The following is a 22,302-nucleotide window of genomic DNA, read 5'->3' on the forward strand; positions in this document are numbered from 1 at the left end:
CCATAAAATGAATGCTATTTATTTCCCATAATAATATTTAAGGTCTTTTGATCCGGTAACCCGACAGCCTGCTGCAATGTGTTCTCTGGACTCATGTAATAAATCGCAGGTGTGACATTTGCCCCCAGTTCGTCCATCAACGCCTCATTGGCACTTAGAATTTTCATCTGTTCCGGGCCCACGCTCCCGGAGAGGTTCAGCTTTAACTTGCCGCCTGATGCTTCATACTCTTGCCACGTTTTTGCCGGATCTTTAGACGCAAGGATTGCCGCCGCAGTGGCTGGGCTTTCGGGTTTTATCACGCCAACCAGTAGGGTACGGATTTGTACTTTACCGGCATCAACCCATGGGCGCGCTTGTTGCCAGAATTGTTTGCAATACGGGCAGAAAGGATCGGCAAAAACATAAACCACGACTGGTGCATCTTTTTTACCGTCAAGTAACCAGCTTGATTGTTCCATGCGTTGCCACATTTCGCGTCCGGCAGGTGCGTAAATCTCTTTTTCAATAAGGGCGTTACTGAGGTTCTCTCCCTTTTCGTTGTACATATAGCCAGATATGGCATGTTTGCCGTCGGGCGTCAGGTAGATAGTGACCCCCATGTCCTGATATTTCCCCAGATAACCTTTCATGCCGCCAGGTGCATCGAACGATTTGATAATCGTAATCCCCTGTTTTTCAATCGCTTTAACGGGCGCAGGAAGCTCTTCGGCGTAAGCAAGTCCTGGGAGTAGGGTAAACAAAATTATCTTTTTTAACATTGCTTTGTCCTTTTCGTTCAGTGCAAATACACAATAAAAGGCTTAACCTATCACTGTCATAGTTAAGACCTTATGTCAGATGATTGCCCTTTGTTTATGAGGGTGTTGTAATCCCTCTCGTCGTTGCGATCATCATTGCAACACCGCAGCCTGTTGAACAGGCGCTGAAGATACCAAAGGGTAGTTCAGGTTATGCGGTCACCTGGAAAGGGGACCCTTTTTACTTTTTATCGCCGCTGGCGGTGCAAAGTTCACAAAGTTGTCTTACGAAGGTTGTAAGGTAAAACTTATCGATTTGATAATGGAAACGCATTAGCCGAATCGGCAAAAATTGGTTACCTTACATCACATCGAAAACACGGAGGAAGTATAGATGTCCTTGATTAACACCAAAATTAAACCTTTTAAAAACCAGGCATTCAAAAACGGCGAATTCGTTGAAATCACCGAAAAAGATACCGAAGGCCGCTGGAGCGTCTTCTTCTTCTACCCGGCTGACTTTACTTTCGTATGCCCGACCGAACTGGGCGACGTTGCTGACCACTACGAAGAACTGCAGAAACTGGGCGTAGACGTATACGCAGTATCTACCGATACTCACTTCACCCACAAAGCATGGCACAGCAGCTCTGAAACCATCGCTAAAATCAAATATGCGATGATCGGCGACCCGACTGGCGCCCTGACCCGTAACTTCGACAACATGCGTGAAGATGAAGGTCTGGCTGACCGTGCTACCTTCGTTGTTGACCCGCAGGGTATCATCCAGGCTATCGAAGTTACCGCTGAAGGCATTGGCCGTGACGCGTCTGATCTGCTGCGTAAAATCAAAGCAGCACAGTACGTGGCTTCTCACCCAGGTGAAGTTTGCCCGGCTAAATGGAAAGAAGGTGAAGCAACTCTGGCTCCGTCTCTGGACCTGGTTGGTAAAATCTAAGTTCCGCAATCGCGTAATTAATCGGGTGCTGCGGCACCCGATTTTCTTCCCCGCACCATGATGCAAGCTGCATCCAGGTAGCCGATGAGGCCGCTTGCATGATGATGTTTAAAGCCCAGGAGATAAACATGCTCGACACAAATATGAAAACTCAACTCAAGGCTTACCTTGAGAAATTGACAAAGCCTGTTGAGTTAATTGCCACGCTGGATGACAGCGCAAAATCGGCAGAAATCAAGGAACTGTTGGCTGAAATCGCTGAACTGTCAGACAAAGTCACCTTTAAAGAAGATAACAGCTTGCCGGTGCGTAAGCCGTCATTCCTGATCACCAATCCAGGTTCCAACCAGGGGCCGCGTTTTGCAGGTTCTCCGCTGGGTCACGAGTTTACCTCGCTGGTACTGGCGCTGCTGTGGACCGGTGGTCATCCGTCGAAAGAAGCACAATCTCTGCTGGAGCAGATTCGCCATATCGACGGTGATTTTGAATTTGAAACTTATTATTCGCTCTCCTGCCATAACTGCCCGGACGTGGTGCAGGCGCTGAACCTGATGAGCGTACTGAACCCGCGCATTAAGCACACGGCGATTGATGGCGGTACGTTCCAGAACGAAATCACCGATCGCAATGTGATGGGCGTTCCGGCAGTGTTCGTGAATGGTAAAGAGTTTGGTCAGGGCCGCATGACTATTTCCGAAATCGTCGCCAAAATTGATACTGGCGCGGAAAAACGTGCGGCAGAAGAGCTGAACAAGCGTGATGCTTATGACGTATTAATCGTCGGTTCCGGCCCGGCGGGTGCAGCGGCGGCCATTTATTCCGCACGTAAAGGCATTCGTACCGGTCTGATGGGCGAACGTTTTGGCGGTCAGATCCTCGATACCGTTGATATCGAAAACTACATTTCTGTACCGAAGACCGAAGGGCAGAAGCTGGCAGGTGCACTGAAAGTTCACGTTGATGAATACGACGTTGATGTGATCGACAGCCAGAGCGCCAGCAAACTAATCCCGGCAGCAGTTGAAGGCGGCCTGCATCAGATTGAAACAGCTTCCGGCGCGGTACTGAAAGCACGCAGCATTATCGTGGCGACCGGTGCAAAATGGCGCAACATGAACGTTCCGGGCGAAGATCAGTATCGCACCAAAGGCGTGACTTATTGTCCGCACTGCGACGGCCCGCTGTTTAAAGGCAAACGCGTAGCGGTCATCGGCGGCGGTAACTCCGGTGTCGAAGCGGCAATCGACCTGGCAGGTATTGTTGAACACGTAACCCTGCTGGAATTTGCGCCAGAAATGAAGGCAGACCAGGTATTGCAGGACAAACTGCGCAGCCTGAAAAACGTCGATATCATTCTGAACGCGCAAACTACTGAAGTAAAAGGTGACGGTAGCAAAGTTGTTGGTCTGGAATACCGTGACCGTGTGAGCGGTGATATTCACAACATCGAACTGGCCGGTATTTTCGTCCAGATCGGTCTGCTGCCGAACACTAACTGGCTGGAAGGCGCAGTAGAACGTAACCGCATGGGTGAGGTAATCATCGATGCGAAATGCGAAACCAGCGTTAAAGGTGTGTTTGCTGCCGGTGACTGTACGACTGTTCCGTACAAGCAGATCATCATCGCCACTGGCGAAGGTGCTAAAGCCTCTCTGAGCGCCTTTGACTACCTGATTCGCACCAAAACTGCATAAGAAGAAGTAAGATTCACCTGCAATTGTTAGCCGCCGGGGTCAAACCTGGCGGCTTTTTTTCGTTATAAAAAACCCTGCCGGGATTGCTCCGGGCAGGGCATCATAAATACGTTAATCTGTTAACGAACGACTAATACAGGCAGATTAGCATGGCGGATCACGCTGGAAGCGTTAGAACCTAACAGATGGGTTGAAATTGATGGATTACGCGAACCGATAACCACTACATCTGCATTCAGTTCTTTGGCTAACTCGTTCACCTCATCCCGCACGCTACCAAAGCGGACATGTGGTTTGATACGGGAGGGATCAATATTGAAATGACCAACCATTGTCTGTAGGCGTTCTTCCGCCTCATGTTGCAAATGCTCTTCGAAACGACGCACATCGGCAGCAAAACGGTGCAGACTAAGGCTTGCGGCGCCAGGTAATACATGGAGTAAATGAATTACACCATCATCCTGGGCGAGAAATTCAGCATGACGAACGGCTTTGTCGCTTAATTCCATTTCAAATACGTCTACCGGCATAATGATTGTTTTGTACATAAGCATTCTCTCCTTGCTGTTGCATGAATACATAACATCACATTATTGATTGCAGTTATGTGATTTGCGACGTTGATTTTATATCTATTAAGTATTGATTGGTGAAATATATTCACATAAACACTACCAGTGTTGCTCAAGGTATAGCACCGCGACAACGAGTATTGCCGCGATGAAAATATAAAACACTGTAATACCAAGAGCTTCACTCATAATGGAGTCCGCAGGTTGATAACCTGTTCAGATTAGAACGTAGCGGGGAAGAGCAAAATGATAAGTCTGGTTGATATTTGAACAGAAAGAGGATGCGGATGCATCCTCTGGGCAAAGCGAGTAAACGCTTGTGCAGATGGGATTAAAGCAAGTAGTCGCCAGCGGCTTCAGGCTGGTATTCGAGTTCCAGCACTTCAAGGTGGGTTGCGGTGCCGCCCGGAAGTTCCCAGTGAATGGTATCGCCAACGCGAAGTCCCAGCAGTGCGGCACCCACCGGAGCCATCACGGAAAGCTGAGTATTGCTGTCGGTCATTTTGGCCGGATACACCAGTGTGCGCACACGCACTTCGCCATCGCTAAGATTGCGGAATTTAACCCGGCTGTTCATTGTCACCACGTCGTGTGGCATCTCTTCAGGCGAACACATTTGGGCGCGATCCAACTCTGCGTTTAACGCGTCGGCGATTGGCAAACCGGCATAGGCGGGTTGCTCCAGCAGAATATCGATGCGTTCGGCATCCAGGTCGTTAATGATGATAGTTGGTCTGGACATTTTTACTCCATGTCGTTGGTACTGCGAGTGTCGCAGATAAACATACCCAAAAGAAAACCCTCACCGTCAGGCGGCGAGGGTTTAACTCATATGATGATACTGACTGTTGCTCACTCTTTGAAGTGATATACGTCACATTCAGGTAATTCCTCAATGCAGCGCATTATGTATATATATTAATCATCATGTTTTATGTAAAACGCGCTACGACGTTTTACAGATTTGATTATTAATAACCCGCTTTATCAATCACAAAGGCTTTGCCACAGTTGCCAGGGTGTGGTTGTGGTAAGAATGAGTTTGCTGAGAGCGGTGCGTTGATGGCGTCAGCTTTTATCGAAATCTGGATTTCAGTCAAATACGCCGGGTTACCCTGGCACGTTAACTTGACCGCTTTGACGTTCTCTTTCCCCCAACTTTTGGCAAAGGCGGCGTCAAAGTCACTGCGGCTCACGGTTTTTCCGTAGTTATCCGCGAGGAATTTTCCGGCTGCGCTCTCTTTAATTTCTTGATTCAGACGCACCATCGTGCCGAAATAAGCGTCCGGGTCAAAACCAAAACAGGCACCATGTTTCGCGTATTCGTAACGTTCCAGACAAGAGCGTCCGCCAGCCCCCGGCATAACTTCACTCAGTTTAGCTGCGGTTTCCAGCGATAACCCGGTTTCCGGTGAGGAACACATCCGGCTGGCGCGAGCTTCCGGCAAGTTCGGGATTGGACGAGTGGCGCAGCCGAAGCGCATCCAGCGGCGTTCATCAACGCCACGCGCTGCAACTGATTTTGGCAACCCCGGCCACAGACCATGAACGGTCAGAAAATCGGCTTTGTTGGTCGTTTCGGTTTGCAGGCGACATTCATCCCGTTCGTTACGATTTCGATCGTGCTGGCTCTGGCAAAATCCTGTTTGCCAGGAGAGAGCCAGGACATAGCGGTCAAAATCGCCATACTGTTTTGCCTGCAACGCAGCGGCGTTGACAGAAGATAAGGGGAGCAGAGAAGCCGCCAGTAAAGCGGCGTTACGCCAGAATGCTTTCATAATGGGTGTGGGACTCATACATACACTGAATACTATCTATTAAATCATAAAAAAGCCCGCCAGGTGGGGTTACCTGGCGGGCGTGATGATTTATTCAGCGTTTGACGAACGTATTAGTTCCACATGGCGAGAATCGGCCAGCCTACCAGAAGCAGCATGGCAATATAAATCACCCCGAAGATAGCGCCAAGACGCCAGTAATCTTTCGATTTCACATAGCCGCAGCCGTAAATAATAACCCCTGGACCGGTTGCATATGGCGTCAGGCAGCCCATGATACCGATAGACAGAACCAGCAGGATACACAGTTGTTCCATCGGTACGCCCGGAATACCTTTACCGACGGCCAGAATGACCGGCAGCATGGTTGCGGTATGCGCAGAGAGGCTGGCAAACAGGTAGTGAGCAAAGTAGAAGACCAGAACCAGTACAATCACCGTTGCGTTTGGTGAGAAACCTTCCAGATGCGTACTCATGGTGCTGGCGAACCAGTCGATAAAGCCAGAACGGGTCAGGCCATTAGCCATAACAACCAGTGTTGCCAGGTTGACCAGCGTGTTCCATGCGCTGTTATAGCGGGTAATGTCTTTCCACGGCACAACGTGCAGCGCCAGCATCAGCGAAACTGCCAGCAGGCCAACTGCAGTGGCGTTAATGACTTCACTACCAAATACCCACAAACCTAAGCTGAGCAGAACAAGACCAATCAGCGTCCACTCTCTGCGTGTCAGCGCACCCATGGTTTTTAGTTCATCACCCGCCCAGGTTGCCACTTCTTCACTGTGTGTGATTTCCGGTTTGTACAGCACGTAGGAAAGCCACGGCGCAATGATAAGTAAGATAACCCCAACTGGCAGGAAGCAGAGGAACCACTGCAACCAGCTAATCTGGATACCGGCAATTTTGCTGACGAACTCCAGACCCAGCACGTTTGGTGCTGCACCGGTGACAAACATGGAGGAACTCAGACTGGTACTGATGACCATCATCCACATTAAATAACCGCCAATGCGACGTGCAGACGGATCGTTCGGGAATGATTTAAACAGCGGTGGCAGGTTTTTAATGACCGGGAAAACCGTACCCCCGGTACGTGCGGTGTTAGACGGAGTAAACGGCGCCAGCAGAATGTCGATAATGACAATTGCATAACCCAACGTCAGCGTGCGTTTACCCATGAATTTTACCAGGAAAAGGGCAATACGACGGCCTAATCCGGAAACTTCATACCCTAATGCAAAGATAAATGCGCCAAATACCAGCCAGACAGTGGTACTGGAAAAACCAGCCAGTCCCCATTTCAGCGCCTGTTTTTGGGCATTAAAAGCGGGGTCAGCTAATTCTTTGGCGTCAAAAAGCAGGTAATTACTGCCAATAACGCAAATCGTCACTGCAATAAAACTGATCGCTGTTGCCGGAATTGGCTCGAGGATCATGCCGACAATCATTGCCACAAACACGGCGAAGTAATGCCATGCTTGCGGCGGCATACCGTCGGGTACAGGGATAAGAAACATGACGCCCATCACCACCAGTGGGGCCAATAATTTCCATATCTTATCTTTTGCTAAAGACATACGGGTTCTCCGAAAATTAATATTTCCAAATTTATCAAGTGTTTAAATTTTTAAATCTGTGCTAAAAACCAGGTAAGAATCAGCAGGTCGGCGCTGCCGCCTGGACTGAGATTTCGTTCGATACACTCCCTGTCGAACTGCCGGAGATAATCGAGATCGGCGGGGGTTCGGATGCCCCCTTTTTGCAATAGTGTTTGCGCCTGGCGCTGTAGCCAGCGCAGGCCCCCTTCGCCACCGCGCGATGCGACGTTGGTATCGCCGTTAATCGCCATCAGTAGGAGCAAGGTATCGAGCAATGCCAGTTCAGGATCCAGCCCCTGATCCAGCAGAGTGAGGTAATGCGGGAGGGCGCGGTTGATAACCAGCGGGTAGCCCGCTTCGGCTTCACCGCGCGCACCGGTAAGACCAAGTTGCTGATATAACCGTTGGCCTGCCGTTAGTTGTGGATTATTGGTGCGCAGTTCGCGATCGGTCAGACCACGGCAAAAACTGGCCGCCGTCGCACAAACGGTTTTGGGCGTTACCGGCTGGTTGAGCTGAAGCAAACGACCAATTGCCGCACATATCAGCCCTAAAGAAAAAATACTGCCTTTATGGGTGTTTACACCTGCGGTAGCGCGGAACATATCGCCTTCGCAGGCCATACCAATTGGGCGTAATCCGCTGAGTACCGATTCTGGCGCCATTTCTGCACTACAGGCACCAAATTCAATGAAACGTGGTAACCAGCCCTGAATCGCCAGCGCGCTACGGTGGAAATCTTCCAGTGACATATCTTTGTGCGCACCGCAGTTAATGCGATCCACGAGACCGGGTTTCGGTGACAGATTGACTTCAGTCAGCATGGCGCGCCAGCCCAGAAGGGCATAGTCATTGATTAATGACGTCGCAAGCTTTGTGGTTTTAGTTGACGTTGCAGGCATCGACATCGTTCAGCAGCGCCTCCATACGGTTGAGTAAATCGGTCAGTTGATGCGTTTTTCCACGCGCACAAACAGCCGCACTTTGCTCGCACAACAGGCAGCGGCGAGGCGGCAGCGAATAATCGCGGCGGGAGAGAATTTCGCCTTCGGGCGTCAGGACATCGATATCCCACAAACGCCCGAGAGCATGACTATGCTCAAGCTCAATGGTTGCGAGCTTGAGGTCGCGAGCCGGTGCGGCAATGCTCAACATGCCCTCCGGCCCGCTGGCGGAAACCAGTGCAGTCTGCTCCTGAATTTGCCAGCCCTGTTTTGCGGCTAAAGCACGCAGGGCAGTCACGCCATGATTAAAAATCCGGCGTGTGACCTCGCTGTCTTTAACCGGCCCAGGCGCAACCACGGTAAAGGAGACCAGTGGAACAGGATGGCGCTTGAGCCAGGCGTATTGCCGTGCTTGCCTTTCATCCCGGCTGATGAGCAACTCGGGAATCGAAACCGCATGGTGGCTGGCGAGTTCAGGGAGCAGGTGCATGGCTTATTCCTTCACCTGATGTACAACATCAATCACCGAGCCATCGCGGTAACGCACGACGGCAACGACGCGGTCAGTGAATTCAATCGGCTGTGGTTCACCGGTCAGCAGACGCGCGCGTTCGCGCAGCCACTCAATGGAAACCACTTTAATGCCCGCCTCCTGCAGACGCTCTGCCAGTTCCGGGCGTGCCGGGTTAACGGCGATACCGTGGTCGGTAACCAGGATATCGACGCTGGAGCCAGGGGTGATGCAGGTCAGCACGTTATCCACCAGGGTCGGAATACGACCGCGCACCAGCGGTGCGACGATGATGGAAAGGGCGGATGCAATTGCGGTATCGCAGTGACCACCGGAAGCGCCACGCAGTACGCCGTCAGAGCCGGTCAGCACGTTGACGTTGAACTGGGTATCAATTTCCAGCGCGCTCAGTACCACCACGTCGAGACGATCAACCGATGCGCCTTTCGAACCCCAGTTGGCGTACTGGTTGGCGCTGATTTCGATGTGATTCGGGTTACGAGCCAGCGATTGCGCAGCGTGGCTGTCAAAGCTCTGCACATCCAGCAGTTTGCGGATCAGCCCTTTTTCATGCAGATCAACCATCGTTGCGGTAATACCGCCGAGGGCGAAGTCGGCGCGAATATCGCGGCTACGCATTTTGTCTTCCAGGAAACGGGTGACTGCCAGCGAAGCGCCGCCGGTGCCGGTCTGCATGGAAAAACCTTCTTTGAAGTAGCCGGAGTTGACAATCACATCTGCTGCGCTGCGGGCAATCAGCAGTTCGCGCGGGTTAGTGGTCATACGGGTCGCGCCTGCGCCGATTTTTGCGGCATCACCAACGCGATCGACTTTGACGATCAGATCGACCTGATCCTGTTCAATACTGGCCGGGTTATGCGGATAAGGCAGCAGTTCTTCGGTGAGCATCACGACTTGTTTTGCGTTGTCGGCATCGACCATCGCATAGCCGAGAGAACCGCAGCAGGCTTTACCGGTGTAGCCGTTGGCATTACCGAATTCATCACAGGACGGGACGCCGAGGAAAGCCACGTCGATATTCAGTTCACCGCTCTGTACCAGATGCACACGACCACCGTGAGAGTGGATTTGTACCGGTTCAGCCAGCAGACCACGGGAAATTTCTTCCGCCAGTGGGCCGCGCAGACCAGAGGTATAAATGCGGGTTACTACGCCCTGACGAATATGTTCTACCAGCGGCGCATGGCAGTCGCTCAAAGAGCTGGATGCCAGGGTCAGGTTTTTAAAGCCCATCTTCGCGATGACGTCCATCACCATATTGACGGTCAGGTCACCGCCACGGAAAGCGTGGTGGAAGGAGACGGTCATGCCGTCCTTTAAACCAGAACGACGAATAGCGTCTTCCAGGTTGGCGCACAGTTTGCGATCGCGCGCTTTTTCAGCCTGGTAGGTTTGCTTTGGCGAGTTCTGGAAAGCGGCAAGATCGCATTCAGCGCGACGATTCCAGGCCGCTACCCGTTCTTGTCGTTGAGATTGTTCAATTTTCTGCGTCATTTTGATTGCCTTATTCTTCGCGGATGCCGGAAAGTTCTGCGCGGGAGAGCACCAGACGAGCACGATCGATAACCGGACCGTCAACCATCTTGCCGTTCAGGGAAACCACGCCGAGGCCTTCGCGAGCGGCGGCTTCAGCGGCTTCTACGACGCGGCGTGCGTGATCCACTTCTTTCTGGGTTGGTGCGTAGAGGTTGTGCAGCAGATCAATCTGACGCGGGTTGATCAGCGATTTGCCGTCAAAGCCCAGTTGTTTGATATGTGCGGCTTCTTGCAGGAATCCGGCTTCATTGTTAGCGTCGGAATAGACCGTATCGAACGCCTGGATACCGGCAGAGCGCGCGGCTTGCAAAATGGAGCAGCGAGCGAACAGCAGTTCCGTACCTTCCGGTGAGCGTTCTGTACGAAGGTTGCGCACGTAGTCTTCCGCACCCAGCGCGATACCGATTAAACGTTCAGATGCGTGAGCGATTTCTACCGCACGGGTAATACCCAGCGGAGATTCAATCGCCGCCAGCAAACCGGTGCTGCCCGGTTCACGTCCACAGGCTTTTTCAATACGCAGGATCTCTTTTTCGATATCCAGCACATCCTGAGCGGTGTCAGTTTTCGGCAGACGCACAACGTCTGCGCCACCGCGAACGACGGCTTCCAGGTCGTTAACGCCCCATTCGGAATCCAGCGCGTTTACACGCACAATGGTTTCAATGTCGCGATACAGAGGATGTTGCAGTGCGTGGTAAACCATGCGGCGAGCGGTGTCTTTTTCACGCAGCGCCACGGAGTCTTCGAGGTCAAACATCAGGGCATCTGCCGGGTAGATGAAAGAGTTGCTGACCATCGCGGCATTAGCGCCAGGCACAAACAACATGCTGCGGCGGGTGCGGGTTTTACGTTGTTGCAGCGAAGCGGAAATCATTGGCAATCCTCCCATGGCAGAGCCGGGATACCGCTGGCGCGCGCCAGCAGGGCTTCCAGTCGTGCACGTAAAATGCAGTCCAGTGCGCCTTTGTCATCGACATTCAGCTGTACGCCGCGCACGTTATAGCGGGCGAGAACGTCCAGAATGGTGGTGCGAATCGCATCGCCAAACTGTTTCTCAACGCTGCTGTTGATTTGCAGGTCGATATCCTGCGTATCGAGCGGGGCGATGCGTATCATCACATCCCCAGACTCAAGGGTGCCTGCAACGGCGGGCTGGTTTATTTTCATTTTTCACCTGTTTCTCATGCGGGGGTCTTTTGACGAGCTGCCGCGTCCTGACGGGAGTGTTCAAGCAGATTCTGCAAGTAATGCAGCGTGGCTGCCGGAACCAGCGGCGCGATAGCCGTGAGATCGTTTTTCACCAGCAGTTGGCGTACCCGGGAAGCGGATATCGGCATCTCCTGGTAACGCAGCCGCTCAATTTCAACCAGTTCAATGGGCGGTGCGGAGATAGTCGGTGTTTCCAGCCAGTAGCGCATATCCTGGTTGTACTGGGCGGTCACGCGGCAATAAGGTTCAGTACCAACAAAGCGATGGGTAACGCCCAGTGCGGGAGCGAGGTACTGACGGAAAATCTTCAGATCAATTTCGGTGTAACAATGGTTAATGACGCTCTGTTCTTTAATGAAGTAGCAGGGGAACGTGGCGCGGGAGATGATGTATTCGGAGCCGCGATGCACGGTCAGGCGCGGAATATCGGCGGTGCCTTTCAACACCAGATCCAGCCGGTCTTCATAGGGAAAGCGCGAAGAATCTTCTTTGACTAAAAACAGATGCAGCCAGTCACACTGTGCCGCTGCCTGTTGAATCAGATAACGGTGACCGTTAGTAAAGGGATTGGCGTTCATCACAATGCAGCCAATTTTGTTCCCTTCATGACGAAATTTTTTTAGTGACTCGGCATAGCGTTTCAGACGTGTGGCACTGTTTTCCATCAACACCATCACGCCTGGTACGCTGGTCAGCGTGTAAAAACCGCACTGGCGGAACAGCGCCTCGTATTCGGTTTTGGTATAAATAAACAGATGCGTGCTGTGCCGTTCATAGGCGAGGTTTATCAGTTCGGTGGCTAATGTCAGCGCCAGTCCTTCACCGCGAACAGATTCGCTGATAGCGACGCACTTAATAATATTTCCGGCGATTCCACCGCAAGCGATAAGCTTTTCATTGCGGGTTACGGTAATAAATACTTCGACTGTTGTGTCAACGCTCAAATCATTGTCATGCAGAAATTGGGCAATTTCTGCCATTTTTTTATTTTCTGAACGTTTTACCCGGGTGAAAATATCATTGCCGAACATAATAAGTCATATCCTGAAGGTATGTGTTGTTATCAATTTGCAATGAATGTTATTCAGTGTTGCAAGTTGGTAACCTTTTATTTTCAGTTGGGAGAAAGGGCAGCGAGCGAGGTATATCTGTTTCTCCTTTTGCCATACATCCTAAGGAGTATTGCGGCGTGAAATTTTGATTTATTTCACATAGAGTTAGTGGTTTTTTATTTATTTAATGGTTTTAAGTTTTTTAATTAATGTAATTGCGGATTAGTGCATGGTTTTAAGTTATTTAATTGATTTAATGAATGAATTTTGCCACGATCATATTTGATTTTTATATATCGAGATTCAACATTTTAATTACATTCACCAAAAGACAGGGTTTACCCCGCAAGGAAAACAATGTTGCAGTTTAATGAGAATAAACAGTTTGCTTTTTTCGAACGACTGGCATTTCCGTTGCGTATCTTCCTGCTGATTCTGGTGTTCTCAATATTTGTCATTGCAGCACTGGCACAATATTTCACGGCCAGTTTTGAGGACTATTTAACGCTTCATGTGCGCGATATGGCAATGAATCAGGCGAAAATTATTGCCTCCAATGACAGCATCATCACGGCAGTTAAAGCGCGTAATTACAAACGGCTGGCGACCATCGCCAATAAATTGCAAAGAGATACTGATTTTGACTACGTGGTGATAGGTGACCGTAACTCGATCCGCCTTTATCATCCTAATCCCGAGAAAATTGGTTATCCCATGCAGTTCACCAAACCCGGCGCGCTGGAGAAAGGGGAGAGCTACTTCATCACCGGGAAAGGGTCAATTGGTATGGCGATGCGTGCCAAAACACCAATCTTTGATGATGATGGCAAAGTCATCGGCGTGGTGTCGGTGGGTTACCTTGTCAGTAAAATTGATAGCTGGCGTGCCGAATTTTTATTACCAATGGCCGGCGTATTTGTCGTGCTGCTGGGTATTCTGATGCTGTTGTCGTGGTTCTTAGCCGCACATATCCGCCGCCAGATGATGGGGATGGAACCGAAGCAAATTGCGCGCGTTGTTCGTCAGCAGGAGGCGCTGTTTAGTTCGGTTTATGAAGGGCTGATTGCAGTAGACCCGCACGGTGACATAACCGCCATCAACCGTAACGCAAGAAAAATGCTGGGGCTGAGTTCCCCGGGGCGGCAGTGGCTGGGCAGACCCATTGCAGAGGTGGTCAGACCCGCCGATTTCTTCACCGAGCAGATTGATGAAAAACGCCAGGATGTGGTGACAAATTTTAACGGCCTGAGCGTCATTGCTAATCGGGAGGCTATTCGTTCTGGTGATGATTTGCTGGGGGCAATTATCAGCTTTCGTAGTAAAGACGAAATTTCCACCCTTAACGCACAACTGACGCAAATTAAACAATATGTCGAAAGCCTGCGCACATTGCGTCATGAACATCTCAATTGGATGTCTACGCTCAATGGTCTGTTGCAGATGAAAGAGTATGATCGCGTGCTGGCGATGGTTCAGGGGGAGTCTCAGGCTCAGCAACAGCTTATTGACAGCCTGCGCGAAGCCTTTGCCGATCGCCAGGTGGCGGGGCTGTTGTTTGGTAAAGTACAGCGCGCCCGCGAACTGGGGCTAAAAATGACAATCGTCCCCGGTAGCCAGCTTTCTCAACTGCCGCCAGGGCTGGACAGCACTGAGTTTGCGGCGATTGTGGGCAACTTACTCGATAACGCCTTCGAAGCCAGTTTGCGCAGCGATGAAGGGAATAAGATCGTCGAATTATATTTGAGTGATGAAGGCGATGATGTGGTGATTGAAGTCGCCGATCAGGGTTGCGGCGTCCCAGAGGCTCTGCGCGACAAAATATTTGAGCAGGGCGTCAGTACGCGTGCTGATGAACCCGGTGAGCATGGCATTGGGTTGTATCTTATTGCCAGCTATGTAACGCGCTGCGGTGGCGTTATCACTCTTGAAGAGAATGACCCCTGCGGTACTTTATTTTCAATCTATATTCCGAAAGTGAAACCTAATGACAGCTCCATTAACTCTATTGATCGTTGAGGACGAAACGCCGCTGGCAGAGATGCATGCGGAATATATTCGTCACATTCCCGGATTCAGTCAGATATTGCTGGCGGGAAACCTGGCGCAGGCCCGAATGATGATCGAGCGTTTTAAGCCGGGGCTTATCTTGCTGGATAACTATCTCCCTGACGGTAGGGGAATTAATTTACTGCATGAACTGGTGCAAGCGCATTATCCTGGTGACGTGGTGTTTACTACTGCTGCCAGCGATATGGAAACGGTGTCTGAAGCAGTACGCTGTGGTGTGTTTGATTATCTGATAAAACCAATTGCTTATGAGCGCCTGGGACAGACGTTGACCCGTTTTCGCCAGCGTAAACATATGCTGGAAAGCATTGATAGTGCCAGTCAGAAGCAAATTGATGAGATGTTTAACGCTTATGCGCGTGGCGAACCGAAGGACGATCTTCCGACTGGTATTGATGCGTTGACACTTAACGCAGTGCGGAAACTTTTCAAAGAGCCAGGTGTGCAACATACGGCGGAGACGGTAGCGCAGGCATTGACCATCAGTCGCACTACCGCCAGACGTTATCTTGAATATTGCGCCAGCCGCCATCTTATTATTGCTGAAATTGTTCACGGCAAAGTTGGCAGGCCGCAGCGCATTTACCACAGTGGCTGAAGAGAGTGCCGGAGGAAGCACGCCTCCGGCAAGGAGAATTACTTACCTGTAACTGCGGCGGCTGTACCGGGTACAATCAACTCTGTAGCCACGATGACAATCACCAGCCCAACAAGCACCGGCACCGAGGTGCGTTTAACCACTTCAAAAGGCGAAATTTTTGCCATCCCGGCAACCGCAACCACCACGCCAGAGACAGGCGAAATCGTGCGACCCAGGTTTGACGCCTGTAGCATTGGAATAGTCAGGTATGCCGGGTTAATACCAGAAGAGTGCGCCAGTTTCGGGATCATCTCAACGAATGCATAGAATGGCGCATTGCCGGAACCCGTAGTCACCGCCGCCAGCATCGTCAGAATAACCAGCACCAGCATGAGGATAATGCTCGCTGAACCAAACGAAGTAGCGATTGAGATCAGGCTCTGGATAAAACCGATGGTGCTAAGTCCCTGGGCAAATACCCCCGCAGCAACTAATAGCATTACCACGTTAGCGAAGGCATCAGCCATGCCGCGATAAGCCACTTCGAGGCCAGAAAAGACTTTTTGAGTATTAAAGCTGCGAATAAATTCCAGAACGGAGGCAATCAGCATACATATCACCAGAATGGTGATGATGTGCAATTGCGGACCCCATTTGCCGTCAAAAAATAGCACGCCAATGATCGGTGTGAACGGCAGAATGGCGTAAAACGCGGGAGCGGTGGTAGTGATTTCGCTGACATCTAACATTTCATGAGAGATGTGCTCTTTTTTATCCAGATAACGCTGCCAGAAAAAATGGGCAATCGCCATGCCAATAATTGCGGCAATTGAGATAGGCAGCGTCGTTTTGAAGGCGAAGTCAATTAACGGCATTTCGGAAGCCTGCGCCGCCAGCACCACATCACCGGAAGTTGGTGCGAGAATAATCGCCGCCGGTGAGGCGCAAATGGCAGCTGCCGCGCCGCGACTAATACCCACGTTCACCATGACCGGGAACAACGTTGCCATCAGTAAAACGCCCAGGCCCGTTGCGGAGGAAACTGCCAGTGACATCAGGCAGGCAACAAAATAGGCGGCAATCATCAGCAGGTAAGGGGAATTTATGTACTGTAGCGGTTTTGACGCCAGCTTGACGACCATATCATTTGCGCCGATATGGGTCATATAAGCGGCAAAACCACACAGCATCATAATCATCATGCCAAGGTCGCCACCGCGACTCATCAGCAATATTTTAATGTATTCAACGATATCCGTGGCACTGTAGCCCGTTGAAGTCTGGCTGGCAGGTAAAACTTTGTGCCCCATAATGGCACTGATAATCAGCAATAACAGACCACCTGCAAATAATACCCCGGTGGCGGAATACCCTTTAATGATGTAGCGAGCTACACCCACAATAACCATAACTCCAATAAGGAGCTCAATGAATGTCAGCATAATTTTTCCTGTTCCAGACTCCAAGATAAATAATAACAAATTCCTAAGACTAAAGAGAAAATATGCCGAATAAATGGGGGGCGAATGCTGATTAAAATCAAGAAAAGCTACCATTAAGACATTGGTGTTTTTGTTTTTTATACCTGAATAACAAAATGCATTTTTATGACTGGTATTTATTAATATGATTATGTGTGCTAATTGATAAGTAATTGATGCGGTTTTGTTAATTGTTTTGGTGGAGGATTGTTTTTTACGTAGAAAATGACTTTCTTTATACGCGTGCTGGTAGTGTAATGGATATTGGCTTGCTGGGTTATTATTGCATGTGATTAAAAAATAAGATTTTTTGTTGGTTGCGAACCATGTCAGGACGAAAATTTTTGATTAAGCGGCTATATGAAAGGAAAATACCGATTAAGTCTCCGAAATAATTTGATGATATTTTCTTTTATAACGCTATTAAATATTAAGTTTGTTCTTTAGGTTGGAGTAATTAAGGTTTGCTTATTTTAGTTTAGCTATGCTGATAGTGGATTTTTGATAAATATTTTATGGTCACTAATGGGCGCAAGTAAATGTATTGCCGTAATTCCTCTTGTTTTTATTGCGCTAATCCGTGTTGGCGAAGTTTCTGCTGGCACGGAGCTATGGATTACCACATTTAGATAGAGTCTCGGTAAAACCTGGCAGCAGCCAGAACATTATGAATTGTATATTCCCGCCATCACCCGGTATTCACTTTTCGCTTACGACAAAGAAAAAACGATCGCTATAACGAAAAATCGTGGGGTAGCGGTTTGGCTCAGTTGCGTTGAGATGAGAAAGGTAACGGGTACGGTTTGTACGTAACGGCGCGTGCTAACGGGAACGACATACCTGTCCCGGTGTTACTGCCATTGGTTTCTGTAGGCTATGGGCTGGCTACTTTTCAGATGACCTGTATTCCTGGCACCTGCGACAATGGCAATGTTTACTTTGCCTGGATGCGTTTCAGTTTTAGACAAGTTATGTTTTTGCAAAACCCTTAAAAATCATAGTGTAAGGCAAGTATCACCAAAAATAACGCGACTTTTATCACTTTTTAGCAAAGTTGCACTGGACAAAGCGTACCACAATTGGTGTACTGGTAACCGACACAGCATTTGTGTCTATTTTTCATGTAAAGGTAATTTTGATGTCTAAGATTAAAGGTAACGTTAAGTGGTTTAATGAGTCCAAAGGATTCGGTTTCATTACTCCGGAAGACGGCAGCAAAGATGTGTTCGTACACTTCTCTGCAATCCAGACTAATGGTTTTAAAACTCTTGCTGAAGGTCAGCGCGTAGAGTTCGAAATCACTAACGGTGCCAAAGGCCCTTCTGCTGCAAACGTAATCGCTCTGTAAGATACGTCAGCAAGAATTCAAAACCCGCTTAATCAGCGGGTTTTTTTTGGTCTTTAGTGTGCAGTTGATGCTGAAAACAACCAGAAAGCCAGTGCTGTCATGGCAAAAGAACCTAACAGGTTTACGAAGACGTTCAGTAATGCCCAGCCAAAACGCCCTTCCTGCAATAAAAACACCACTTCTGCTGAAAATGTTGAGAAGGTTGTCAACCCGCCACAAAATCCGGTGGTGATTAACACTTTCCACACTGGATCAATGTTTGTCATCCGACTGAACCAGGCAAATCCCATACCTATGATGAATGCGCCGATCAGGTTTGCTGTCAGTGTTCCCAAAGGAATCGCCTGATGCAGCGGGTTAAATCGCATACTTAACAGCCATCTCGCCACGCTTCCCGTACCACCGCCAATAAAAACTGCTAAAAGGAGTTGTAACACTGCAAAATCCTGCTATTTGATTTGTATGAGTGATAAGTGTAACGCCGAATAATCGTCGTTGGCGAATTTTACGACTCTGACAGGAGGTGGTAATGCTGGTTGCCGCAGGACAGTTTGCTGTTACATCCGTGTGGGAAAAGAACGCTGAAATTTGCGCCTCGTTGATGGCGCAGGCGGCGGAAAACGACGTCTCGTTGTTTGTCCTGCCGGAAGCCTTGCTGGCGCGAGACGATCATGATCCGGATCTATCTGTTAAATCAGCGCAGCTGCTGGAAGGCCAATTTATCGGGCGTTTATTGCGGGAAAGTAAACGTAACATGATGACGACGATTCTGACGATTCATGTTCCCTCTGCGCCGGGGCGCGCATGGAATATGCTGGTGGTTCTTCAGGCGGGAAAAATTGTCGCTCGTTATGCCAAATTGCATCTTTATGATGCGTTCTCCATTCAGGAGTCGCGTCATGTTGATGCGGGTAATGAAATAGCCCCGTTACTGGAGGTCGAAGGCATGAAAGTTGGGCTGATGACCTGCTATGACTTACGCTTTCCGGAGCTGGCGTTGGCACAGGCCATACAGGGAGCAGAAATCCTGGTCCTTCCGGCAGCCTGGGTTCGCGGACCGCTCAAAGAGCATCACTGGTCAACGTTGCTTGCCGCTCGTGCTCTGGATACCACCTGTTATATGGTGGCGGCAGGGGAGTGCGGGAACAAAAATATCGGGCAAAGCCGGATTATCGATCCCTTTGGCGTCACCATTGCGGCGGCGGCAGAAATGCCGGCCTTAATCATGGCGGAAGTGACACCTGAACGCGTGCGTCAGGTTCGTGCACAACTCCCCGTCTTAAACAACCGACGGTTTGCGCCACCGCAATTATTATGATGTTTTTTTATTCGGCGCTTGATTCACCTTGTTACAGATTGCTATTGTGTGCGCGCGTCGAATGACCGTTAATATTCTCTGGTTTTTAAGGCGCGTTCTGTTGCCGGTTTTATGTCAAGAAGGTATCTATGGGTGAGATTAGTATTACCAAACTGCTGGTAGTTGCGGCACTGGTCGTTCTGCTGTTTGGGACTAAGAAGTTACGTACGCTGGGCGGAGACCTTGGAGCGGCTATCAAAGGATTCAAGAAAGCGATGAATGATGACGATGCTGCGGCGAAGAAAGGCGCAGACGTTGATCTTCAGGCTGAAAAGCTCTCTCATAAAGAGTGACGTGGCGAGCAGGACGCTCCCTCAATATCTTGTTCGATAAAAAAACCCGCTTCAGATAGCGGGTTTTTATCAGACAGATGTAAGTAATTATTACAGGATTACTTAACTTCCATCCCTTTCGCCTGCAAATCGGCGTGGTAGGAAGAACGGACAAACGGGCCACATGCAGCATGGGTAAAGCCCATCGCCAGTGCCTCGGCTTTCATTTCGTCGAACTCATCCGGGCTAACGTAACGTTGAACCGGCAGGTGATGGCGGCTTGGCTGCAAATATTGCCCCAGCGTTAACATGGTCACACCATGACGACGCAGATCGCGCATCACTTCAATAATTTCTTCATTGGTTTCGCCCAGACCCACCATTAAACCAGATTTGGTCGGGATTTCCGGATGAGCTTCTTTAAAGCGTTCTAATAGTTTCAGCGACCAGTTGTAATCCGCGCCCGGACGTACCTGACGGTAAATACGTGGCACGTTTTCCAGGTTGTGGTTGAACACGTCTGGCGGCGTGGTGGTCAGAATATCCAGCGCGCGATCCATACGACCACGGAAATCCGGCACCAGAGTTTCAATTTTGATTTCCGGGCTTTTTTCCCGAATGGCAGTAATGCAATCCGCAAAGTGCTGGGCACCGCCATCGCGCAGGTCGTCACGGTCAACGGAGGTGATAACCACATAACGCAGCGCCATATCGGCAATGGTCTGCGCCAGTTTCACCGGCTCATTGGCATCCGGAGCTACCGGGCGACCGTGGGCAACGTCACAGAACGGACAACGGCGGGTACAAATAGCGCCGAGGATCATAAACGTTGCTGTACCGTGGTTGAAGCATTCTGCCAGGTTAGGGCAGGAGGCTTCCTCGCAGACAGAATGCAGGCCATTTTTGCGCATTGCGGCTTTGATGCCCTGGATACGTGTAGAGTCTGCAGGAAGCTTGATTTTCATCCATTCCGGCTTGCGCAGCAGGGCTTCGCGCTCTGTTGCCACGTTTTTAACCGGGATAAGAGCCATCTTATCGGCATCGCGGTATTTAACACCGCGTTCCATCACAATGGGTTTACTCATAGCGTGCGTGTTCCAGTTGCGAATTACGAAGGAAAGCGTTCAACTCAATAGATTGTTGTAATTATCAACTATTTTTGAATTAACGACTGGCAGTATATCATTGAAACGGTCCAGAAAGCAGCCAAAGCGGTCGCGAAAATGTAAAATTGTTGTTGGTTTGTGCCATTTTGTCGTTTATCTCTGTGATCTGGCTGTAACAATAATTTTTTCAAATGGCGTTATCGGTAACATCAATCATTCATGAAGTCTGGGGCACGCCGGATGAATTTGTTGTAATAGGCAGCAAAATCCATTTGCTCCTCATTTAATGCTGAAAAGAGCTATCTCTCCAGAGGCCAGCAACGGTTAAAGAGGACATAAATGTGGGCATGAGTAATGACCCAGTGCAAGTTGGGTCATTTATGAGCGTCGTTAAGCAGGTATATATTCTACGGCAGGATTATTTAGCAGTGCTAAAATATTTCTCAGCAACCGTGGTGCAACATTATCGGTTGTCGCATCAGGTCTCCATTGCGATATTTTAGCCATTTCCATTCCCGCATAACCACAAGGGTTAATACGTAAAAATGGCGAAAGATCCATATTGACGTTTAATGCCAGGCCGTGGAATGAACAACCGCGCCGAATACGTAAGCCGAGCGAGCAAATTTTCTTTTCCCCGACATAGACACCCGGAGCATCGGCACGAGGATGTGCATCAATATCCAGTTCAGCCAGGGTATTCACTACCGTTTGTTCGAGTAAGGTCACCAGCTCACGCACACCCAGTTTGCGGCGTTTAAGATTAAACAGAACGTACATTACCTGCTGACCTGGGCCGTGATAAGTCACCTGACCGCCACGGTCGCTCTGGATCACCGGAATATCGCCCGGCATTAAGATATGCTCCGCTTTTCCTGCTTGTCCCTGAGTGAATACCGGATAGTGCTCGACCAGCCAGATCTCATCAAGGGTATTTTCATCGCGGGTATCGGTGAATTCATGCATAGCCTGGGAAATTGGCTCGTAAGGCTGAAGACCGAGCTGGCGGACAAGAATTTTATCCTGATACAAAACGGCATCTCCGTGGAGAATGAGTAAAAGTGGAGAAAAAGTATATCACAGAGGAGGGAGGGGAGTTACCCGACCAGGAGGCCGGGTAATGGTAAAGCGAGTTACAGAACCATGCGGACAATATCGATTTTGCCCAGTTCTTCATACAGTGTTTCAACCTGCTCGATATGAGTGGCGGTGATAGTGATAGATACCGAGTGGTAGTTGCCTTTGCTGCTTGGTTTTACCGTTGGGGTGTAGTCACCTGGCGCATGGCGCTGTACCACTTCAACCACCTGATCAACCAGCTCAGGTAACGCCTGCCCCATTACTTTGTAGGTAAAAGGAGTAGGGAATTCAAGCAGTTCGTTAAGTTTGGTTTTCATGTCAGCTCCGGCGTAACGTAATTAAATAGCAACTCCCGCCAGAAGGCGGGAGTTTTTACTGATGCTTAGTATATGGGG

Annotated in this window: 24 protein-coding genes and 1 pseudogene; 8 read left to right on the forward strand and 17 right to left on the reverse strand. The window is 49.7% G+C overall.

Features of this window, described 5'->3' with window-relative positions; translation table 11 throughout:
- Positions 1-14 precede the first annotated feature (14 nt).
- The gene (gene dsbG, locus HEM79_RS05880; protein WP_176242979.1) at positions 15-761 is read right to left on the reverse strand and encodes a thiol:disulfide interchange protein DsbG; all 747 of its coding nucleotides are present in this window, start codon (positions 759-761) and stop codon (positions 15-17) included.
- A 373-nt stretch (positions 762-1,134) separates the two neighbouring features.
- Between dsbG and ahpC the strand changes: the two genes are divergently transcribed.
- A complete protein-coding gene (gene ahpC / locus HEM79_RS05885; RefSeq protein WP_000052804.1) occupies positions 1,135-1,698 on the forward strand; it encodes an alkyl hydroperoxide reductase subunit C in 564 nt (187 codons plus the stop codon).
- Between the two features lie 128 nt (positions 1,699-1,826).
- Positions 1,827-3,392, forward strand: a complete 1,566-nt coding sequence (gene ahpF, locus HEM79_RS05890; RefSeq protein WP_176242978.1) for an alkyl hydroperoxide reductase subunit F — start codon at positions 1,827-1,829, stop codon at positions 3,390-3,392.
- A 119-nt stretch (positions 3,393-3,511) separates the two neighbouring features.
- On the opposite strand, the gene uspG is transcribed toward ahpF, so the two are convergent.
- The 11 genes from uspG to citC form a co-directional block, all read right to left on the reverse strand.
- Positions 3,512-3,940 (reverse strand): universal stress protein UspG, encoded by a 429-nt coding sequence (gene uspG / locus HEM79_RS05895; RefSeq protein WP_010352343.1) that lies wholly within the window; start codon positions 3,938-3,940, stop codon positions 3,512-3,514.
- A gap of 123 nt (positions 3,941-4,063) precedes the next feature.
- Positions 4,064-4,153, reverse strand: a complete 90-nt coding sequence (gene yldA, locus HEM79_RS22980) for a small membrane protein YldA (RefSeq protein ID WP_016159109.1) — start codon at positions 4,151-4,153, stop codon at positions 4,064-4,066.
- A 142-nt stretch (positions 4,154-4,295) separates the two neighbouring features.
- Positions 4,296-4,706, reverse strand: coding sequence for a nucleoside diphosphate kinase regulator (gene rnk / locus HEM79_RS05900; RefSeq protein WP_016159108.1), 411 nt, complete (start codon positions 4,704-4,706; stop codon positions 4,296-4,298).
- 229 nt (positions 4,707-4,935) lie between these two features.
- Positions 4,936-5,742 (reverse strand): ribonuclease I, encoded by an 807-nt coding sequence (gene rna, locus HEM79_RS05905; protein WP_010355769.1) that lies wholly within the window; start codon positions 5,740-5,742, stop codon positions 4,936-4,938.
- 113 nt (positions 5,743-5,855) lie between these two features.
- A complete protein-coding gene (gene citT, locus HEM79_RS05910; protein ID WP_000050310.1) occupies positions 5,856-7,319 on the reverse strand; it encodes a citrate/succinate antiporter CitT in 1,464 nt (487 codons plus the stop codon).
- 50 nt (positions 7,320-7,369) lie between these two features.
- Positions 7,370-8,248: a triphosphoribosyl-dephospho-CoA synthase CitG gene (citG, locus tag HEM79_RS05915; protein ID WP_176242977.1), complete on the reverse strand. Its 879-nt coding sequence runs from the start codon at positions 8,246-8,248 to the stop codon at positions 7,370-7,372.
- Positions 8,223-8,774 (reverse strand): citrate lyase holo-[acyl-carrier protein] synthase, encoded by a 552-nt coding sequence (gene citX / locus HEM79_RS05920; RefSeq protein WP_176242976.1) that lies wholly within the window; start codon positions 8,772-8,774, stop codon positions 8,223-8,225. The genes citG and citX overlap by 26 nt, the downstream gene beginning before the upstream one ends.
- Positions 8,775-8,777: 3 nt before the next feature.
- Positions 8,778-10,310, reverse strand: coding sequence for a citrate lyase subunit alpha (citF, locus tag HEM79_RS05925; protein WP_000192233.1), 1,533 nt, complete (start codon positions 10,308-10,310; stop codon positions 8,778-8,780).
- Positions 10,311-10,320: 10 nt separating this feature from the next.
- A complete protein-coding gene (citE, locus tag HEM79_RS05930; RefSeq protein ID WP_000622357.1) occupies positions 10,321-11,229 on the reverse strand; it encodes a citrate (pro-3S)-lyase subunit beta in 909 nt (302 codons plus the stop codon).
- On the reverse strand, positions 11,226-11,522 hold the full coding sequence (gene citD, locus HEM79_RS05935) for a citrate lyase acyl carrier protein (RefSeq protein WP_000700703.1): 297 nt from the start codon (positions 11,520-11,522) through the stop codon (positions 11,226-11,228). Before citD ends, citE begins: the two co-directional genes overlap by 4 nt.
- A 14-nt stretch (positions 11,523-11,536) precedes the next feature.
- Entirely contained in the window at positions 11,537-12,595 is a 1,059-nt protein-coding gene (citC, locus tag HEM79_RS05940) for a [citrate (pro-3S)-lyase] ligase (protein WP_137325865.1), read from the reverse strand.
- 378 nt (positions 12,596-12,973) lie between these two features.
- On the opposite strand from citC, the gene dpiB reads away from it, so the two are divergent.
- Together dpiB and dpiA are read left to right on the forward strand one after the other, a co-directional pair.
- Complete coding sequence (gene dpiB, locus HEM79_RS05945; protein WP_021550414.1) at positions 12,974-14,632, forward strand: sensor histidine kinase DpiB; 1,659 nt, start codon at positions 12,974-12,976, stop codon at positions 14,630-14,632.
- Positions 14,601-15,281, forward strand: a complete 681-nt coding sequence (gene dpiA / locus HEM79_RS05950) for a two-component response regulator DpiA (protein ID WP_000126492.1) — start codon at positions 14,601-14,603, stop codon at positions 15,279-15,281. Before dpiB ends, dpiA begins: the two co-directional genes overlap by 32 nt.
- A gap of 38 nt (positions 15,282-15,319) precedes the next feature.
- Here dpiA and dcuC read toward each other — a convergent pair whose 3' ends face one another.
- Positions 15,320-16,705: an anaerobic C4-dicarboxylate transporter DcuC gene (gene dcuC / locus HEM79_RS05955; RefSeq protein ID WP_000955045.1), complete on the reverse strand. Its 1,386-nt coding sequence runs from the start codon at positions 16,703-16,705 to the stop codon at positions 15,320-15,322.
- Between the two features lie 564 nt (positions 16,706-17,269).
- Here dcuC and pagP point away from each other — a divergent pair.
- Both pagP and cspE read left to right on the forward strand, forming a co-directional pair.
- Positions 17,270-17,736 (forward strand): annotated as a pseudogene (gene pagP, locus HEM79_RS05960) (lipid IV(A) palmitoyltransferase PagP).
- A gap of 146 nt (positions 17,737-17,882) precedes the next feature.
- Positions 17,883-18,092, forward strand: a complete 210-nt coding sequence (cspE, locus tag HEM79_RS05965; RefSeq protein WP_000034825.1) for a transcription antiterminator/RNA stability regulator CspE — start codon at positions 17,883-17,885, stop codon at positions 18,090-18,092.
- 53 nt (positions 18,093-18,145) lie between these two features.
- On the opposite strand, the gene crcB is transcribed toward cspE, so the two are convergent.
- A complete protein-coding gene (gene crcB / locus HEM79_RS05970; protein WP_000939749.1) occupies positions 18,146-18,529 on the reverse strand; it encodes a fluoride efflux transporter CrcB in 384 nt (127 codons plus the stop codon).
- Between the two features lie 92 nt (positions 18,530-18,621).
- Here crcB and HEM79_RS05975 point away from each other — a divergent pair, with 92 nt between their 5' ends.
- Both HEM79_RS05975 and tatE read left to right on the forward strand, forming a co-directional pair.
- A complete protein-coding gene (locus tag HEM79_RS05975; protein ID WP_176242975.1) occupies positions 18,622-19,410 on the forward strand; it encodes a deaminated glutathione amidase in 789 nt (262 codons plus the stop codon).
- Between the two features lie 128 nt (positions 19,411-19,538).
- Positions 19,539-19,742, forward strand: coding sequence for a twin-arginine translocase subunit TatE (gene tatE, locus HEM79_RS05980; RefSeq protein ID WP_000503931.1), 204 nt, complete (start codon positions 19,539-19,541; stop codon positions 19,740-19,742).
- A gap of 98 nt (positions 19,743-19,840) precedes the next feature.
- Here tatE and lipA read toward each other — a convergent pair whose 3' ends face one another.
- The 3 genes from lipA to ybeD all read right to left on the reverse strand — a co-directional run bounded on the left by lipA (position 19,841) and on the right by ybeD (position 22,224).
- The gene (lipA, locus tag HEM79_RS05985; protein WP_038355248.1) at positions 19,841-20,806 is read right to left on the reverse strand and encodes a lipoyl synthase; all 966 of its coding nucleotides are present in this window, start codon (positions 20,804-20,806) and stop codon (positions 19,841-19,843) included.
- A gap of 411 nt (positions 20,807-21,217) precedes the next feature.
- Positions 21,218-21,859: a lipoyl(octanoyl) transferase LipB gene (lipB, locus tag HEM79_RS05990; RefSeq protein WP_000284038.1), complete on the reverse strand. Its 642-nt coding sequence runs from the start codon at positions 21,857-21,859 to the stop codon at positions 21,218-21,220.
- Positions 21,860-21,960: 101 nt separating this feature from the next.
- Positions 21,961-22,224 (reverse strand): DUF493 family protein YbeD, encoded by a 264-nt coding sequence (gene ybeD, locus HEM79_RS05995; RefSeq protein WP_176242974.1) that lies wholly within the window; start codon positions 22,222-22,224, stop codon positions 21,961-21,963.
- Between the last annotated feature and the right edge of the window lie 78 nt (positions 22,225-22,302).

The sequence above is a fragment of the Escherichia sp. 93.0816 genome (assembly GCF_013368855.2).
Lineage (GTDB): Bacteria > Pseudomonadota > Gammaproteobacteria > Enterobacterales > Enterobacteriaceae > Escherichia > Escherichia ruysiae.

Bases quoted from the DNA above. Each gene is read 5' to 3' on its own strand.
- citC (WP_137325865.1), bottom strand. From the start codon at position 12,595: ATGTTCGGCAATGATATTTTCACCCGGGTAAAACGTTCAGAAAATAAA.
- rna (WP_010355769.1), bottom strand. From the start codon at position 5,742: ATGAAAGCATTCTGGCGTAACGCCGCTTTACTGGCGGCTTCTCTGCTC.
- citG (WP_176242977.1), bottom strand. From the start codon at position 8,248: ATGTCGATGCCTGCAACGTCAACTAAAACCACAAAGCTTGCGACGTCA.
- dpiA (WP_000126492.1), top strand. From the start codon at position 14,601: ATGACAGCTCCATTAACTCTATTGATCGTTGAGGACGAAACGCCGCTG.
- citT (WP_000050310.1), bottom strand. From the start codon at position 7,319: ATGTCTTTAGCAAAAGATAAGATATGGAAATTATTGGCCCCACTGGTG.
- citE (WP_000622357.1), bottom strand. From the start codon at position 11,229: ATGATTTCCGCTTCGCTGCAACAACGTAAAACCCGCACCCGCCGCAGC.
- yldA (WP_016159109.1), bottom strand. From the start codon at position 4,153: ATGAGTGAAGCTCTTGGTATTACAGTGTTTTATATTTTCATCGCGGCA.
- ahpF (WP_176242978.1), top strand. From the start codon at position 1,827: ATGCTCGACACAAATATGAAAACTCAACTCAAGGCTTACCTTGAGAAA.
- cspE (WP_000034825.1), top strand. From the start codon at position 17,883: ATGTCTAAGATTAAAGGTAACGTTAAGTGGTTTAATGAGTCCAAAGGA.
- dsbG (WP_176242979.1), bottom strand. From the start codon at position 761: ATGTTAAAAAAGATAATTTTGTTTACCCTACTCCCAGGACTTGCTTAC.
- citD (WP_000700703.1), bottom strand. From the start codon at position 11,522: ATGAAAATAAACCAGCCCGCCGTTGCAGGCACCCTTGAGTCTGGGGAT.
- uspG (WP_010352343.1), bottom strand. From the start codon at position 3,940: ATGTACAAAACAATCATTATGCCGGTAGACGTATTTGAAATGGAATTA.
- citX (WP_176242976.1), bottom strand. From the start codon at position 8,774: ATGCACCTGCTCCCTGAACTCGCCAGCCACCATGCGGTTTCGATTCCC.
- tatE (WP_000503931.1), top strand. From the start codon at position 19,539: ATGGGTGAGATTAGTATTACCAAACTGCTGGTAGTTGCGGCACTGGTC.
- ybeD (WP_176242974.1), bottom strand. From the start codon at position 22,224: ATGAAAACCAAACTTAACGAACTGCTTGAATTCCCTACTCCTTTTACC.
- dcuC (WP_000955045.1), bottom strand. From the start codon at position 16,705: ATGCTGACATTCATTGAGCTCCTTATTGGAGTTATGGTTATTGTGGGT.
- citF (WP_000192233.1), bottom strand. From the start codon at position 10,310: ATGACGCAGAAAATTGAACAATCTCAACGACAAGAACGGGTAGCGGCC.
- dpiB (WP_021550414.1), top strand. From the start codon at position 12,974: ATGTTGCAGTTTAATGAGAATAAACAGTTTGCTTTTTTCGAACGACTG.
- ahpC (WP_000052804.1), top strand. From the start codon at position 1,135: ATGTCCTTGATTAACACCAAAATTAAACCTTTTAAAAACCAGGCATTC.
- rnk (WP_016159108.1), bottom strand. From the start codon at position 4,706: ATGTCCAGACCAACTATCATCATTAACGACCTGGATGCCGAACGCATC.
- HEM79_RS05975 (WP_176242975.1), top strand. From the start codon at position 18,622: ATGCTGGTTGCCGCAGGACAGTTTGCTGTTACATCCGTGTGGGAAAAG.
- lipA (WP_038355248.1), bottom strand. From the start codon at position 20,806: ATGAGTAAACCCATTGTGATGGAACGCGGTGTTAAATACCGCGATGCC.